This is a genomic window from Rothia sp. HMSC075F09 (assembly GCF_001810515.1).
Classification (GTDB): Bacteria; Actinomycetota; Actinomycetes; order Actinomycetales; family Micrococcaceae; genus Rothia.
On the sequence record NZ_KV801782.1, the window covers coordinates 39,739 to 55,942 of the forward strand.

General features: G+C 62.1%; 9 protein-coding genes and 1 tRNA gene. 6 read left to right on the top strand and 4 right to left on the bottom strand.

Going from position 1 to position 16,204, the window contains the following annotated elements; all coding sequences use genetic code 11:
- Positions 1–459 precede the first annotated feature (459 nt).
- On the top strand, positions 460–1,455 hold the full coding sequence (locus tag HMPREF2749_RS03715; RefSeq protein WP_070593470.1) for an HNH endonuclease: 996 nt from the start codon (positions 460–462) through the stop codon (positions 1,453–1,455).
- Between the two features lie 163 nt (positions 1,456–1,618).
- Positions 1,619–2,980, top strand: a complete 1,362-nt coding sequence (locus tag HMPREF2749_RS03720; RefSeq protein WP_070593471.1) for a hypothetical protein — start codon at positions 1,619–1,621, stop codon at positions 2,978–2,980.
- Between the two features lie 375 nt (positions 2,981–3,355).
- On the opposite strand, the gene hrpA is transcribed toward HMPREF2749_RS03720, so the two are convergent.
- The gene (hrpA, locus tag HMPREF2749_RS03725) at positions 3,356–7,888 is read right to left on the bottom strand and encodes an ATP-dependent RNA helicase HrpA (protein WP_070593472.1); all 4,533 of its coding nucleotides are present in this window, start codon (positions 7,886–7,888) and stop codon (positions 3,356–3,358) included.
- Between the two features lie 285 nt (positions 7,889–8,173).
- On the opposite strand from hrpA, the gene HMPREF2749_RS03730 reads away from it, so the two are divergent.
- Complete coding sequence (locus HMPREF2749_RS03730; protein WP_005506503.1) at positions 8,174–8,635, top strand: helix-turn-helix domain-containing protein; 462 nt, start codon at positions 8,174–8,176, stop codon at positions 8,633–8,635.
- 87 nt (positions 8,636–8,722) lie between these two features.
- On the opposite strand, the gene HMPREF2749_RS03735 is transcribed toward HMPREF2749_RS03730, so the two are convergent.
- The 3 genes from HMPREF2749_RS03735 to HMPREF2749_RS03745 form a co-directional block, all read right to left on the bottom strand.
- On the bottom strand, positions 8,723–9,973 hold the full coding sequence (locus HMPREF2749_RS03735; RefSeq protein ID WP_070593473.1) for an alpha/beta hydrolase family protein: 1,251 nt from the start codon (positions 9,971–9,973) through the stop codon (positions 8,723–8,725).
- A 14-nt stretch (positions 9,974–9,987) separates the two neighbouring features.
- Complete coding sequence (locus tag HMPREF2749_RS03740; protein WP_070593474.1) at positions 9,988–10,935, bottom strand: NADP-dependent oxidoreductase; 948 nt, start codon at positions 10,933–10,935, stop codon at positions 9,988–9,990.
- A gap of 251 nt (positions 10,936–11,186) precedes the next feature.
- A tRNA-Arg gene (locus tag HMPREF2749_RS03745) sits at positions 11,187–11,260 on the bottom strand.
- A gap of 74 nt (positions 11,261–11,334) precedes the next feature.
- Between HMPREF2749_RS03745 and argS the strand changes: the two genes are divergently transcribed.
- The 3 genes from argS to HMPREF2749_RS03760 all read left to right on the top strand — a co-directional run bounded on the left by argS (position 11,335) and on the right by HMPREF2749_RS03760 (position 16,195).
- Positions 11,335–12,999, top strand: a complete 1,665-nt coding sequence (gene argS / locus HMPREF2749_RS03750; RefSeq protein WP_070593475.1) for an arginine--tRNA ligase — start codon at positions 11,335–11,337, stop codon at positions 12,997–12,999.
- A gap of 83 nt (positions 13,000–13,082) precedes the next feature.
- A complete protein-coding gene (locus HMPREF2749_RS03755) occupies positions 13,083–14,603 on the top strand; it encodes a diaminopimelate decarboxylase family protein (RefSeq protein ID WP_070593476.1) in 1,521 nt (506 codons plus the stop codon).
- Positions 14,604–14,905: 302 nt separating this feature from the next.
- Positions 14,906–16,195: a homoserine dehydrogenase gene (locus HMPREF2749_RS03760; RefSeq protein ID WP_049347501.1), complete on the top strand. Its 1,290-nt coding sequence runs from the start codon at positions 14,906–14,908 to the stop codon at positions 16,193–16,195.
- Positions 16,196–16,204: the final 9 nt, after the last annotated feature.

Consider the following 16,204-nt stretch of genomic DNA (forward strand, 5'->3'; position numbering starts at 1 on the left):
AACCCGCCCTCGCTTCGCTTCGGGCACCCTGAGGGCGCTTCCGGAAAATACGCTCGCCCCGCTCCGCGTCCCCGATGTCACGATGGAGGACACCATCCCTCTCCTCGTAGGTAAAACACTCGACCCCGGTTCAGTAAGTGCAGGGCTTGGGTGCGCGATACCGGCATAACGAACTGGAAGGGGAGGGGGCTGTCGCCTTCTCAATCTTTTGCTGGCTCCGCCGAGTCTACATTTGTAGGGCGTGCATCTTACACACGTCCTCCGCGCCGTCGCAGGGGACCCGCCCTCGCTCCGCTTCGGGCACCCTGAGGGCGCATCCGGAAGGTGTAGTCTGCCCGCCAATCCTTTCAATAGCTCACTGACGTGACCAAATGCTTTGCGCACCGAGCCTACCTCCGATACCCTAATGGAGGAAATCTATCACTCACAGATACACCGCCGTATCGCAAAGGAACACCCGTGAAATCCTTCCTCAAAGGGCTCGGCATCTTCTTCGCCGTATGCCTCGCCTTCTCCCTCTGGTACGTCATCCTCGGCGTCGTCATCATCGTAGTCATCGTGGGCATCATCCTGACCATCCGCAAAAACCGGTACTTCGCATCCCCCGAATTCCAGACGCACCGGCAACGCACCGCCACACTCGCCAGCGAATACAACGAAGTCGCCAGCTACGTGCACGACATCTACACCCACGGAATCTTCGAACTCGGCACCTCCACCAACGGCATGTATGGCCACCTCGCCACCGTCGAAGTTCAACAACCCAAAACCTGGCAGACGCTACTGCGGAAGAAACCCGAAGAACGCCACCCGCACGTCTATAACTCCTCCCAACAGGTCGTTCTCGAAGCCGAACGGGACCCCATCGGCAGCCTCACCAAATACTTCCACATCGAAGCCGACCTGCAAACCCTCAAAGACGTACAGCGCCTCTCCGACGATATCGCGCGCCTCGAAACCGCAATCGACAACGTGCGACGCCGCGAAGAGGACATGATTGCACATATCAGCCCGCCCCAATTTATCACCAAGAACTACGCCGACGAGTTCTGGAACAAACTCAACGTCTGCCACGTGGGGCTGACCGTGCCGTACCCCGTCTACCGCTTCGAATACACCTCGATCGGAGGCAAAGAAAACCGCGCTGTCACCGTCACCCTCGACACCCCAACCCTCGACGCGCTTTCCGAAACCCTCGAACGCAAAATACGCTGGGCATGGCCCGAAGGCGGCGAACGCACCCTCCTGACCGCGCAGCTACGCCAACGCATCAAAGAACGCGACAACTACACCTGCCAAAACCCCGGATGCGGCAACTCTATCATGCGTGAACGAATCCTCATCCTCGAGGTCGTTCACAAGGTCCCGCTATCCGAAGGCGGTAACAACGAGCCCGAAAACCTGCAGACCCTCTGCTGGCGTTGCGTGCGCGGACGGAACCTGCGGCTCGCATAGATCCACTGAGCGATAATCGGTGAAATTTACGTTAAAGCTGAGGTTCAGGGTATTCTTTTGAGCGGCGCCGATTTTCTTTCCACAGCAAGCAATTCGAGGCTTGTTTGGAATCAAATATCGCCGCGCCGCAAACACATCACCCCACCCGAATAAAGGGCATACCATGTCTACATCTCTGACCCGCCGCAAGCTCGTCGCCGGTGCAGCCTGGGCGGCACCCGTCGTCGCCGCCTCCGCAACCATCCCCTCCTACGCAGCATCCGTCGCCGCAGACTGCACCCTCGCCGCATACCCGGCATACAGCATCTCCGGTACCGAAGAAGGCGCCAAAACCGTTCAGAGCTTCGCCGTGCCCAACAACGTCCACAAGCTCCGCTTCGAACTGGTCGGCGGCGCAGGCGGCACCAACAACCGCATGACCCCCGCTGGCTCCGGCGCGAAGGTCAGCGGCATCGTCCCCGTCACTCCCGGCTCCACCGTGCAGATTATCGCCGCGGCAGGCGGTATCGGTGACGGCTCCCTCACCCCCACCGCAGGTGGTGAAGGATACGGCAACGGCGGCTCCGTACCCGCCTACACCATCCCCGCCACCATCACCGCGCAGGTCGACGCCAAGTATGCGGACCCGGCAAACTCCAAGAGCCAGGTGTACGCTGCATCCGGCGGCGGCTCCTCCGCGCTGCTCATCGACGGCGTCGTCGTAGCTGTAGCAGGCGGCGGTGGCGGCGCGGGCATGACCACCTCCGCCGTGTCCTACGCAGACCCCTGGTACTCCAACTTCAACGGCCAGATCGACGCCGGTGTGGCGCCCCTCGGCTCGGACGCATCCCCGCAGTTCGATGCGGCGGGTAGCGCCTCCGCAGCGGCGGGCTCCAACGGCACCCCCGGCTACGAAGTCTACAATGCGGAACGTTCCAAGGTCCTGACCTACAACTCCGGCTTCGGCGGCGCAGCGGGTATAGGCGGTGCAGGCGGCGCGGCAGGCACTCTGCCGGCTAGCGGCCCCATCATCGGCTTTGAAACCACCAACAACCAGGTGCTATTCAGCCAGTTTGTTGCCGGTAACGCGGGCACGAGCGGCTTCGCGGGCAACGGCGGCGATGGTGCGGGCGCATACTCCTACCAGCTGGATGAGAACCCCGCCAGCGTGCACGAGAAGGGCACCTACGAGGACCGCAGCTGGGATCTGGACATCTACAACGACGAGGGTGCGTACGCGCAGAACTTCAACGGCTACCAGTCCGTGGTGTCCGGCGGTGGCGGTGCAGGCTACGGTGGTGGCGGTTCCGGTGCGGCACAGCCTGTCTCCTCGATTGTGCTGACTCAGAAGTGGCTGAACAGCCCGACCGGCGTGCGTCAGGGTATCGGCTACACGATGCAGGGCGGCGCAGGTGGCGCAGGCGGCTCGTACATTGCACCGTCCGTGAGTGAGGGTGCGATTGTTTCGGCTGAGAACGCGCCGCAGTGGATGCGCGAGCGCGGTAACGGTTCGGTGACGGTGACTTTCTGCGAGGCGGCTGCCTAAACGCTTCTCCCGCTGAGAGGCGGTGTTCGTCCTCGCTCCTACAGGGGCACCCGCCCTCGCAGAGCTCGGGCACCCTGATGTCGCTACGGACGACACCGCCTTTCCGCGCTAGGTTCCCGGCTTAGCTTGCGCTGTGAACGGCAAAGAGCCCCCACACGATTACCTCGTGTGGGGGCTCTTTGCTTGTGCTGCAGGTGCAGCCGTGTTTTCCGGAAGCGCCCTCAGGGTGTCACCCCGGACGCTCTCCGCAGCGAAGCAAGGAGAGGACGGAGCGTCCGGGTGACGGGTGCCCCTGCGTATGCGCGGAGGAAACATGCGGCGCACCTACACCTGAGTAGGAGCGAGGACGAACACCGCCGTCCGCAAGCTCACAAGCTAACGCTTGATAGCGTCCAGCGCCTCACGCTGAGCCTTCGCAATGCGCTTCTCAGACACCGTGTAGGCGGTACCAAGTTCCTGGGCGAAGAAGCTGACGCGCAGCTCCTCAATCATCCAGTTCACGCGGCGGAGCGAATCCGGCACGATGGTGCCTGCCGGTAGCGACTTGACCGCGTTATCGTAGGAGTCTTCCAGGTCCTGCACGGTGAGCATGAGCTGGTTGTCGCGGTGCAGGTTCGGGCCGAGCTTCGTCAGGCGCACCTGGGCGGCCTTGAGGTAGCGCGGGATGTGAACCAGCTGGTCGTAGCCGGTTTTCGCCACGAATCCGGGGTAGACGAGGTTCTCCATCTGTGCCTTCACGTCGGAGACGGCGTGCATGGTCGTCAGCGAGGTTGCCTTCTTGATAGCCTTCTTCAGCGCGGTGGCTTCGGAGAGGATTTCGGCGACGAGCTTGGTCACGTCGAAGACCGTCTCGATGAGTTCGGCGCGCACGTGCTCGTAGAGTTCGCTGTATTCGGCGTGCGTGAAGATGGGGGTGTGCGGCACGAGGTGGTCGAGCGCCGCGACGGTGCAGTCGCGAATGAGTTCGTCGATGGAGCCGTGCGGGTTCTGCGTGAAGACGATTTTCTCCTTGTGGGAGAGGTGTTCGCTCACGTAGCGCACGGGCGAGGGCACCTGCAGTTGGAGCAGGCGGATGATGCCGCGACGCTGCGCGTGCAGCTGCTCTGCTTCGGTGGGGAAGATTCGCAGACCTACGCTGGTTTCTTCGTCGACGAGGGCGGGGTAGCCGTTAACCGCCTGGGTCGCGATGATGCGCTGTGCCTTGCGGGGGATGGCTCCGTCCGGGAACATGTCGGCGGGGAAGGCAGTGAGGCCGGTGACCTCGCGTACTCCGCCGGATGCACCCGCCTCGGCCTGGGTGCCCTTCGCCGGGTTCTTCGCGCCCTTTGCGCTGCCCGGACGAGCGGAGCCACCCGAGTTGCCCGAGCCGCCTGAGTTGCCTGATCCACCCTGCGCGAGCGCAACCATCTTCGCCATGGCCTCGTCGGATGCGCCGAGCGAGTCGGCGAGGGCGCTGCGAATCTCCTTGTGTAGCTGCTGCTGCAGGGCTCGCAGGTCCTTGCCCTCACCCAGGATTTTGTTGCGGGTGTTGCGCACCTGGAAGCCCATCTTCAGGTGCTCGGGCACGGCGTCCCAGTTGAAGGCTTCGGGTTCGACGACCACGCCGCGCAGGCGGCGCAGTACGAGCGCGAGGGAGGGGAGCAGCTCGTCGGTTGCGGGGGAGTAGTCTTCCTCGAGGGCGGCGCAGGCGGCGCGCGCCACGTCGGGTGCGGGCACGAAGTTGCGTCGAATCGCCTTGGGCAGCGACTTGATGAGCGCGGTCACGAGCTCGTGGCGCAGGCCGGGGATCTGCCAGCGGAACGGTTCGTGGCTCAGCTGGTTGAGGAAGAGAATCGGCACCTGCACGGCCACACCGTCGCGCTTGGCGGCTTCGGTGCGGGCGCCTCCTACACCTGCGGTGGGGGCGTATTCGTAGCGCAGGTCCAGGGTGAGTTCGCCGCTGTCGGTGCGCTGCACCCACTGGCGGGGGAACTGGGAGTCGTCGTAGTCGGCAGCTTCCTCGTTGATGAGCTTTTCGGGGTTGAAGTCCAGGTAGTTGTCGTCTTCAAGACGTGCCTGCTTCCACCACTTGTCGAAGGCGCGCACGTCGGTGACGTGGGCGGGGATGCGTGCGTCGTAGAAGGCGAAGAGTACGGAGTCGTCTACGCGCAGGTCGCGGCGGCGTAGGCGTGCTTCGAGTTCTTCGACTTCGGCGAGGGCGCGCTGGTTGCGCAGGTAGAACTTGTGCTGGGTGTGCCATTGGCCTTCGACGAGGGCGGACTGGATGAACAGTTCGCGGGCTGCGGCGGCGTCTACGCGGGCGTACTGTACGGGGCGGTCGGCGTAGATGGTCAGACCGAAGAGGGTGCCCTTGGCGTAGGCGACTGCCGCGCCGGAGCTGAGGGACCAGTGCGGTTCGGAGTATTGCACGCTGATGAGGTGCTTGCCGATTTCTTCGATCCACTGCGGGTCGATGGAGGCGTTGGTGCGCGCCCACAGGCGGGAGGTTTCGACGAGTTCGGCGGAGAGCACCCAGTCGGGGCTCTTTTTGAACAGGCCGGAGCCGGGGAAGATCGCGAACTTGGTGCCGCGTGCGCCGAGGTATTCGCGGGGGCCGCGGTTGCGTCCCTTGGAGTCCTTCTCGCGTTCTTCCTTGACGCCCACGTGCGAGAGCAGGCCGGAGAGCAGGCTCTTGTGGATGTCGATTTCGTGGGCGGAGGCGTTGATGTCCCTGCCGCCGCTGGCGTGAATGTTGGCGGTGCGTCCCATTTCGCGCAGCTGGGCGAAGAGGTCCTGCCATTCGCGGATGCGCAGGTAGTTGATGTGTTCGCGGTGGCACATTTTGCGTAGCTGCGAGGAGGACAGCGCCGCCTGCTGCTCGTTGATGTAGTCCCAGAGCAACAGGAAGGAGGAGAAGTCGGAGGTGTCGTCGACGAAGCGGGCGTGCATCGCGTCGGCTTCGGCGCGCACGTCGGCGGGGCGTTCGCGCGGGTCCTGGATGGTCAGGGCGGCGGCGAGCACCATCATTTCCTTGGCGCAGTTGCGGCGGCCGCCTTCGATGATCATGCGGGCGAGGCGCGGGTCCACGGGGAATGCCGCCATGGCTCGGCCGATGGCGGTGAGGGTTGCGCTATTGCCGCGGCCCTTGCGGGGCTGGCGGGGGCGTTCGGTGAGCGCGCCGAGTTCGCGCAGCAGGTTCACGCCGTCGTTGATGGCGCGGGATGCGGGCGGCTGCACGAACGGGAAGCGGGAGATGTCGCCGGGTTCGCGGACCACGCCGATTGCGATCATCTGCAGGATGACGGCTGCGAGGTTGGTGCGTAGAATTTCGGGGTCGGTGAACTCGGGGCGTGAGTTGAAGTCTTCTTCGGAGTAGAGGCGGATTGCGATGCCGTCGCTGACGCGGCCGCATCGACCGGAACGCTGGTTGGCGCTTGCCTGCGAGATGCGTTCGATGGGCAGACGCTGCACCTTGGTGCGTGCCGAGTAGCGGGAGATGCGTGCGGTGCCGGTGTCGATGACGTACTTGATGCCGGGCACGGTCAGCGAGGTTTCGGCAACGTTCGTGGCGAGCACGATGCGCGGGCGCGATCCGGGGGAGAACACGCGGTGCTGTTCGGCGAGCGAGAGGCGCGCGTACAGGGGCAGCACTTCGTAGTTCAGGCGCGGCGACTTGAGGACCATCGCCTCGATGGCGTCCTTGGCGTCGCGGATTTCGCGTTCGCCGGAGAAGAAGATGAGGATGTCGCCGGGCGCTTCTTTGGAGAGTTCCTTAATGGCGTCGAGGATGCCATCGGTGGGATCGTGGTCGTCTTCGATTTCGTCGTCGCTGAGGTAGTCTTCCTCGTCGAGCGGGCGGTAGCGGATTTCCACGGGGTAGGTTCGGCCGGACACCTCAATGATGGGCGGCGCGTCGTCGGGCAGGATCGCCTCGGCGATTTCGCGTTCTTCGGCGTTGAGGTTTTCGTCGACGATGCCCTTGCCCGGCACGTAGCTGGGGGAGAAGTGGCGTGCGAAACGCTCCGGGTCGATGGTCGCGGAGGTGATGATGACCTTCAGATCCGGGCGCTGCGGCAGGATGCGCTTGAGGTAGCCGAGGATGAAGTCAATGTTCAGGCTGCGTTCGTGCGCCTCGTCAATGATGAGGGTGGAGTAGCGGCGCAGCAGCTTGTCGTTCTGGATTTCGGCGAGCAGAATGCCGTCGGTCATGAGCTTGATAGCGCTGTGTTCGCCTACTTCAGAGGTGAATCGAACCTGGTAGCCGACGGTTTCGCCGATTTTCTGGCCGAGTTCTTCGGCGATGCGTTCGGCGACGGAGCGTGCGGCGAGTCGGCGCGGCTGGGTGTGGCCGATGAGACCCTTCTCTCCCAGGCCCAGGTCGAGGCACATTTTGGGGATCTGGGTGGTTTTACCGGAGCCGGTTTCACCCGCGATGATGACAACCTGGTTGTCGCGGATCGCGTTCATGATGTCTTCGCGACGTTCGCTGACGGGCAGCTCTTCAGGGTAGGTGATGACCTCGGGAATGAAGGGCTCGTAGCGGCGCGGTGCCGGGCGGTTCTGCTGCTCGCCCTTGTTGCCGCCCTGCTGGTTGCCCTGCTTGCGGGCGCGGTTGTTGGCGCCTGCGCGTCGGTTGGAGCGGGAGGCGTTGGAGTTGCGTTCGGAGGCGCCGCGGGAGGAGTTCTTGCGGTCTGCGTTATTCTTCTGGGCACTGTTCTTCTGTGCGCCCTTCTTTGGGGCGCCGCTCTTCTGTGCGCCGTTTTTTACCGCGTTGTTCTCAGTAGTTTTATCTGCGGTTTTTTCACCGATTTTTTCGGAGGATCGTACCTTTGCCGCATGGATTGCGGCGGCCATGCTCGCCATGGTGGGGGCGGTGCGGGGGGCCTTAGAAGTATCTGCGTGTTTCTTCGTGGATTTCTGCTCAGACATATCCTATCCAGTGTACTCGCCTTGCCCGCGGTGGGCTTGGGGTGTGCTTTGTTTGTCATATTTGGGGTTGTTCGCGGGAACCCCGGGGTGGGCGGCGGGGGAATACAGGCCCCAGGAGAGCAGTTAATGTATAATAAATGACATCAAATGCTATCTACAGAATTAATAATTATTCATCTGAATTTTATGCACCGTAGATGCGAATTAACTGCGCTTCTTAACTTTCTTTCGATAGTTTCGTTCAACTGCTACAGTGGTGAATAACACAGTAACGAAGGAGTGACTATGCCATCACCAAAGACGTACCCGGCAACACGTGTTGCAGTGTTGGATTGCTGCGAAGACGGACAGCACGAAGAAATTCACCACCGCTGCGAAGAACTCTTCCAAGCCCTCGTTCACGCGAGTCTGCGCACCCACTTCGACCGCCTCAGCGCCGAAGAAACCCTCTACCTGGTCACCGGCGACGGCGAGCGCGTACAGATTTCTCCCGAAATGTACGGACCCCTCACCTCCGTAGCGCGCGCATTCGCCGACCGTAAGGACGTCTGCGTGGTACGCCAGGACCGCCTCATGACCACGCAGGAGGCGGCAGACTACCTGGGCGTATCCCGCCCGACCGTTGTTCGCCTGCTGGAGCGCGGAGATATTCCGTTCGAGCGCATTAACACGCACCGTCGCGTTGCTTTTGACGACCTCGAACGCTACCGCCTTGAGCACGAATACGTGAACCGCCGCGTTCGCTAAACCCGCATCTGGTCGATTACTTTCTGATCAATCACTCGGGTCAGACAATACGGTTCAGACAGCGCGGTTCTAGAAAGCGCGGTTGAACTAAACAGTACGGTTGAAGAACTGCAGCATCTGCTGAACAATATCGGGGCTAAAACAGCGCGAATCCCCGTGTTCGGCATCCGGAACCAGCACCAAATCGGTAGGCACCTGCCGCGTGCGCAGCGCCTGATACACCCGCACCGATTGCTGGTACGGCACACACGAATCACTAATACCGTGCACGAGCATGAGGGCAGTGGCACCGCCGCTCGCACCCTGTGCAGAGGCACTTTCGACCTTATTCACTCGTTTCTGGGGGCGTACCGCATCAATAGGATGCGCACGCTCCCAGTTCTTTTGGGCACGCTCGATGCAGACACCCGGAACCGCCCGCTCTCCCTTGGAAGCGTCGACAGCCGACAGATCTGAGGGTACGGGGTGGGTGCTTCCCAACAGTCGCCATTCAGCCCCGTCATCCTCGGGATGATCGAGGGCATAGCCAGCCAGAGGACGATCGGTGAAGATGGTCCTCAAATCGCTGACCCCGTAAAACGAAGCCGCCGCAACCACCCGTGAACTATGGGATGGGTAGGCGCTCGCCGCCCTGCCCTCGAAGTATTCGTCGTGCTCGGCGTGTTCGGGTGCACTCGCAGAATCCCCAAATACAGAGTTACCGGCGGCGGAATTCTCAACGGAGGAATTTCCCGTATACGCAACCATCATGCTCAGGTGCCCGCCCGCGCTTCCGCCCGCTACCGCAATGCGCTGCGGATCAATACCGAATTCGTGCGCGTTGGCGCGGAAGAAACGCACCGCCTCCTTCACATCGTGCAGGGCACCCGGGAAGAGCGCCTGATGCGAATACCGGTAGTTGATGGACGCGACCGCCCAGCCCGCCTGCTGAAAAGCGGCGCGCATGAGCGCCTGGGTATTGGGCTGCTCCCCGGAAGGGGCGCGCAGGATAGTGTCGCGTAGGGCCTGGTTGGTGCCGAAACGCCAGGCGCCACCGTGAACCCACACCAGCAACGGCGCGGGGGAAGAAGGCTCGGTAGCTGAAGTTTCGGCAGTTGAAGAATCAGCAGCCGCGGGGAAGAAATCGTAGGCGAACGCCTCGCGAGTTACCGGCGACTGCGCACCGTAGTCGGGTAACGAGTGGGCGTCGTAAAAGCCCGCCTCGCGGTAAAAACCGGAGCGGTACTCGGTGCTCTCAACCTTTGGCACGCCCTCAGTGGTCAGTGCACCCTCTACATTCGGCGCGTCCTCAGCGTTCAATGCGACCTCAACGGTGGGCGCGCTCTCAGAAATCTGCATGAATCAGCACCTCGCTAGGGAACCAGTACAATCTTGCCGCGGGTGCGACCCGTCGCAACCAGGGCATGAGCCTGCGCAGCCTGCGAAAAATCAAGCACCTGATCCACGTGCACCTTCAACAGGCCCAAGGACATGAGACGGGCAATCTCCTGCATCTGCGTGCGGTCCGGGTGAACCGTCAGCCACTGCGCCTCGAAGCCGCGCTCACGCGCAACATCCAGCGGGTCGGGGCTGGTCAGGGTAACAATACGACCGCCGGGAACCAACACCTCCAGCGAATCGAGGAAGGTCTGCTGACCGGTGGAATTGAGTACCACATCCATGGTCTGACCCAGTACGGCACGGAAATCCTCGGTGCGGTAATCAATGGGCTGGGCACCCAGCGAGCGCACAAACTCGTGGTTCGCCGCGGAGGCGGTCGCAAAAACCTGAGCGCCAGCCTGCGCCGCCAGCTGAACGGCGAGGTGACCGACGCCTCCGGCACCGGCGTGAATGAGTACGCGCTCGCCTTCCTTCAATCGCGCCACTTCGAAGAGCGCCTGGTATGCGGTCAGTGCCGCCAGGGGAGCGCCACCCAATTGCGCGCAGGGAACATCGGCGGGCACCTTCACCAGCTGATGCGCCGGGGCGAGAACATACTCGGCGTAAGCACCGGCGGGGGAGGGAAAAGCAACAAGACCAAATACGCCGTCGCCCACCTTAAAACCCGTGTAGTCGCCGGCGGTAGCAACCACGGTGCCGGCAACATCCCAGCCGGGCACGAAGGGCTTGTACGACGGATCTGCCAGCTGAGCGGCGGGCCCCAGACCCTTGCGAGTGGTTAGGTCAATCGGGTTGACACCGGCGGCAACCGTCTTGATGAGCACGTGACCGCGCACCGGCGAGGGGATAGGCACGTTTGCTTCGTGCAGAACGCTTTCGTCGCCCCATTCGGTGAGCTGAATCTGGCGCATGGTGGTCATCGGGTTACCTCCGCTGTTGTGGCTTGAAGCCGTGCTGATGTGACGGGTGTGCGCGTTTTCCCATTCTCTCAAGGCTGTTAGCGTTGCCACAACAGGCAGGCGGGTAGTGTCCACCCTCTGAGGTTGAAGAGGGTGCTGCCCGGCATAAGATGTTCAACAACCAGGCTTAGCCGTTAAATAAAAAGGAGCCGATACCCGAACAATACGCCTCGGATATCGGCTCCCGTGTTCCCTCTCGAATAAGAACATCGTGCCCCTGAAAGGATTCGAACCTTCGACCCCCAGTACCGGAAACTGGTGCTCTAATCCGCTGAGCTACAGAGGCAACCCACCTATGGTATCAGATATGCACTAGATAAAGGGTCAGGCACCTGCCAAGGCTTGCTAGAATAGTTTGTTATGACTCCTGAAGAACTCTCCGAAGCCATTGCGCTTGCCCTTGAAGAAACCATTTCCTCCGGCCAGCTGACCCTCGTGGAGGGCGCTGAACTGCCCGCCGTCCGAGTGGAGCGCCCCAAGTCCCGCGAACACGGCGACTGGGCAACCAACGTCGCTCTGCAGCTCGCCAAGAAGGTGGGCAAGAACCCGCGTGAGGCAGCAGCTCTTCTGGCAGAGAAGATCGGCGCCATCGCCGGTGTTGCATCCGTAGATATTGCTGGCCCCGGCTTCCTGAACATCACCCTGGACGCCGCAGCCGCTGGTGAGCTTGCCGCCACCATCGTTGAGGCTGGCGAAGCATACGGCCGCAGCGACAAGTTCGCCGGTAAGACCATTAACCTTGAGTTCGTCTCCGCGAACCCCACCGGCCCCATCCACCTGGGTGGTACCCGCTGGGCCGCCGTGGGCGATGCGCTCGCCCGCGTCCTTGAGGCTGAGGGCGCTAACGTGGTGCGCGAGTACTACTTCAACGACCACGGCACCCAGATTGACCGCTTCGTGCGTTCCCTGATTGCCGCTGCCCGCGGTGAGGAGACTCCCGAGGACGGCTACGCTGGCGCGTACATTGTTGACATTAAGGACCAGATTCTGGCTCAGCGCCCTGACGCGCTTGAGGCTGAGAACCCCGAAGAGATTTTCCGCGAAATCGGTACTCACCTGATGTTCGATCAGATTAAGGAGTCCCTGGCGGCATTCGGCACCCACTTTGACGTGTTCTTCCACGAGAACTCCGTGTTCGAAGGCGGCAAGGTGGATGCCCTGCTTGAGACCATGCGTGAGAACGGTCAGCTCTTCGAGGCTGACGGCGCATGGTGGATGCGCACCACCGACTACGGCGACGACAAGGACCGCGTGGTCATTAAGTCTGACGGCAACCACGCCTACGTGGCGGGCGATATCGCCTACTACCAGGACAAGATGACCCGCGCCGAGAACCCCGCCGACGTGGCGATCTACATGCTCGGCGCTGACCACAACGGCTACGTGGGCCGCCTGAAGGCTATCGCTCAGATTCTTGGCTACCGCGCCGACCAGATTGAGGTCATGATCGGTCAGCTGGTGAACCTGGTCAAGGACGGCAAGCCCGTCCGCATGTCCAAGCGCGCCGGCACCGTGGTCACCCTCGAGGACCTGGTCGAGGCTGTGGGCGTTGACGCGGCTCGCTACGAGCTGACCCGCTACTCGGTGGACACCCCCATCGATATTGACCTGGGCCTGCTGACTTCCAAGAGCAACGAGAACCCGGTCTACTACGTGCAGTACGCTCACGCACGTACCGCCGCTGTGGCACGTAACGCTGCGGAGGCTGGCGTGAAGGTTGAGGACGGCGTGGATACCTCCCTGCTCGACTCGGCTGCTGACGGTGAGCTGCTGGCTGTGCTCGGCCAGTTCCCCGCTGCTGTGCGTGATGCCGCGAAGTTCTACGAGCCGCACCGCGTGAACCGCTACCTGGAGCAGCTCGCTTCGGCGTACCACAGCTGGTACGGTGTCTCCCGCGTCGCCCCCAAGGCGGATGAAGAGGTCACCGACCTGCACCGTACCCGCCTGCTGCTGAACAACGCGGCACAGCAGGTGCTGGCTAACGGCCTGAACTTGCTGGGTGTGAGCGCACCCGAGCGCATGTAATACTCTCGTTTCAACCCCCGACCCGGTACTGCCGGGGAGGGGGTTGAGCGTATGCCGGCAAAGATAGCTAAGAAAGAGACACGATGAGCGAAGCCCGCGCCCTCTACGCCCCCGAATGGCTCACCTACCCCGAGCACCCCGAAGCGCTGTCCCGCACCATCTGGACTGATTCCTTCACCCGCAATGAGCAGGGCGAGCTCTGCATTGATGGCGTGACCGTCAGCGACCTGGTTGATGAGCACGAAACCCCGCAGTACGTCTTCTCCGAGACGACCTTCCGCGCCCGCGCCCGCGCCTACCGCACCGCTTTTGAGCAGGCTTTCGCCGCGCACGGTGCGAAGGTGAGCGTCTACTACGCCGGTAAGTCGTTCCTGTCCACTGCCGTGGCGCGCTGGGCGACCGAGGAAGGCCTGTGCCTGGATACCGCCTCCGGTGGTGAGTTGGCGTTGGCTCTGCGCGCACAGGTGCCCGGTGCGAACATCGCCCTGCACGGTAATAACAAGTCGGAGGCTGAGCTTGCCCGCGCGATCCGTAACGGCCTGGGCCGTGTGGTGGCTGACTCGGTGGATGAGCTCAAGCTCATTGAGTGCGTGTACGCCGAGCTTGCCGCCGAGCGTGTGGCTGAGGGCGAGGAGCCGTACGCCCCGGTTCCGGTGCTGATTCGCATCACCCCCGGCGTGCATGCCTCGACCCACGAATCCATTGCGACCGCGCACGAGGATCAGAAGTTCGGCATGTCCCTGCAGCCCGGCACCGCCGCGCTTGCTGGTCTGGATGAAGAGGAGCTGGAGCACTGGGGTGTTGAGTCTACCGATTCTTACGCGGCTCTGGCTGCCGCGATTCTGAACGCGACCGATTCCCTGGATTTCCGCGGTATTCACTGCCATATTGGTTCGCAGATTTTTGAAGCGGAGGGCTTCGAGCAAGCGGCTACTACCGCTCTGGAGTTCATGAACCGCCTCAACCGTGACCTGGGTGTGACGCTGCCGGAGCTGGATTTGGGTGGCGGCTACGGCATCGGCTACACCGAGGCGGATCACCCCCGCTCCATTACCGAGGTGACCGAGTCGATTGCCGCTTCCGTTGCGGCAACCTGCGAGCACCTGGGCATGGCGATTCCGCACATGTCGTTCGAGCCGGGCCGTTCCATTTCTGGTCCTTCGGGTGCGACCCTGTACACGGTCGGCACCATTAAGAACGTGAGCATTGAGGACGAGAACGGCGAGATTCGTGTGCGCCGCTACGTTTCGGTGGATGGCGGTATGAGCGATAACGCCCGCCCGGTGCTGTACGAATCGGATTATTCGGTGACTCTGGCTAATCGTGCCCCGGCGGGGGAGCAGGTGCTCTCTCGCGTGGTGGGTAAGCACTGCGAGTCTGGCGATGTGGTGGTTCGTTACTGCTACCTGCCTGCTGACCTGCAGGCTGGCGATATTCTGGCGGTTCCGGCGACCGGCGCGTACTGCTATGTGCTGGGTTCGAACTACAACTTCTTGACTCGCCCGCCGGTGATTGCCACTGCTGAGGGTAAGCCTTCGCGCGTGATGATTCGTCGTCAGCGCGAGGAGGATATGCTGGCGCTGGATATGGGTTCGGATATCTAAGAACCCTGTCTGACATCATGAAAAACCGTGAAGTTCCCGTCTCTGCAATGCGCGCCGTGAGGTGGCGGTTGCGGGCGGGGTCTTCACGGTTTTGTGCGTTCAAAACATGACAGACGATAAGGTTCACCTCATAACTGTGAGGGATACCTCATCTCAGAGAGTAAAAGTCGCACCTTGAGGCTGCTGAGCCGTCGCCGCCTCTTGATAAAGTGGTTGTTGGGTGCGTGCTCTGCGCCGCATCCGTGCCTTAGCCCGAAGAGATACCGGGGCGAACCCGGAACAGACCGTAGAAAGAGACTATCGTGGCTGAAAAGATCAAAGTAGCACTGCTTGGTGCCGGTAATGTCGGTTCCCAGGCTGCTCGCATCCTGGTAGAGGATAACGCTGTCCTTGAAAAGCGCATTGGCGCGCCCGTGGAGTTGATCGGTATTGCTGTGCGCGATACTAATGCATCCCGCCACTGGAATGCGGACCCCTCGCTGTACACCACCGATGCTGACGCTCTCATCGATGCAGCGGATGTGGTCATCGAGCTGACCGGCGGTATTGAGCCGGCTCGCACTCGCATTCTGCGTGCTCTGAAGGCGGGTAAGTCCGTGGTCTCCGGCAACAAGGCGCTGCTGGCTAAGCACGGCGTGGAGCTACAGGCTGCCGCTGATGAGTCCGGTGCTCAGCTCTCCTACGAGGCTGCTGTTGCGGGTGCTATCCCGATTCTGCGCCCCTTGCGTGACTCCCTGGCTGGTGACCGTGTGACCCGCGTTCTGGGCATCATGAACGGCACCACCAACTACATTCTTGACCAGATGGACACCACCGGCGCATCCTTCTCGGACGCGCTGGCTGAGGCTCAGAAGCTCGGCTACGCGGAGGCTGACCCGACCGCTGACGTTGAGGGCCACGACGCCGCGTCGAAGGCTGCGATTGTTGCTTCTTTGGCGTTCCACTCGACGTTCACTATTGATGACGTGCACACCGAGGGCATTACTTCCATCACCGCTGATGATGTTGCTGCCGCGGATGCTGATGGTTACGTCATCAAGCTGCTGGCTATTTGTGAGCGTGAGGGTGAGAGCGGCGCGAACATTCGCGTGAACCCGACCCTGATTCCTCGTCAGCACCCGCTGGCGGGCGTGCACGGTGCGTTCAATGCTGTGTTCGTTGAGGCGGAGAACGCTGGCGAGCTGATGTTCTACGGTCCCGGTGCGGGTGGCGCTCCGACTGCTTCGGCTGTTCTGGGTGACTTCGTGTCTCTGGCTCGTCGTCTGGTGCTGGGTGGTCCCGGTGTTCCGGAGACTTCTCACGCGCAGCTGCACGCAACCGGTCTGGATAACGTGGTGTCTCGCTACTCGGTGGGTGTTTTGGTGGAGGATCGCCTGGGCGTTCTGGCGAACATTACCCGCATCCTGACTGAGCACGGTATTTCTGTTGATTCTCTGCGCCAGTCCGCCCCGAAGGAGGGTGTGGCTCAGATTCGTATGGTCACCCACTCTGCGAAGGACGCTGATTTGCGCCGTGCGATTGCTGTGATTGACGCTCTGGACACTGTGCGTGAGGTGAACTCGGTCATCCGCGTGGAGTCCGAGAAGCACTAGGCACTGAGA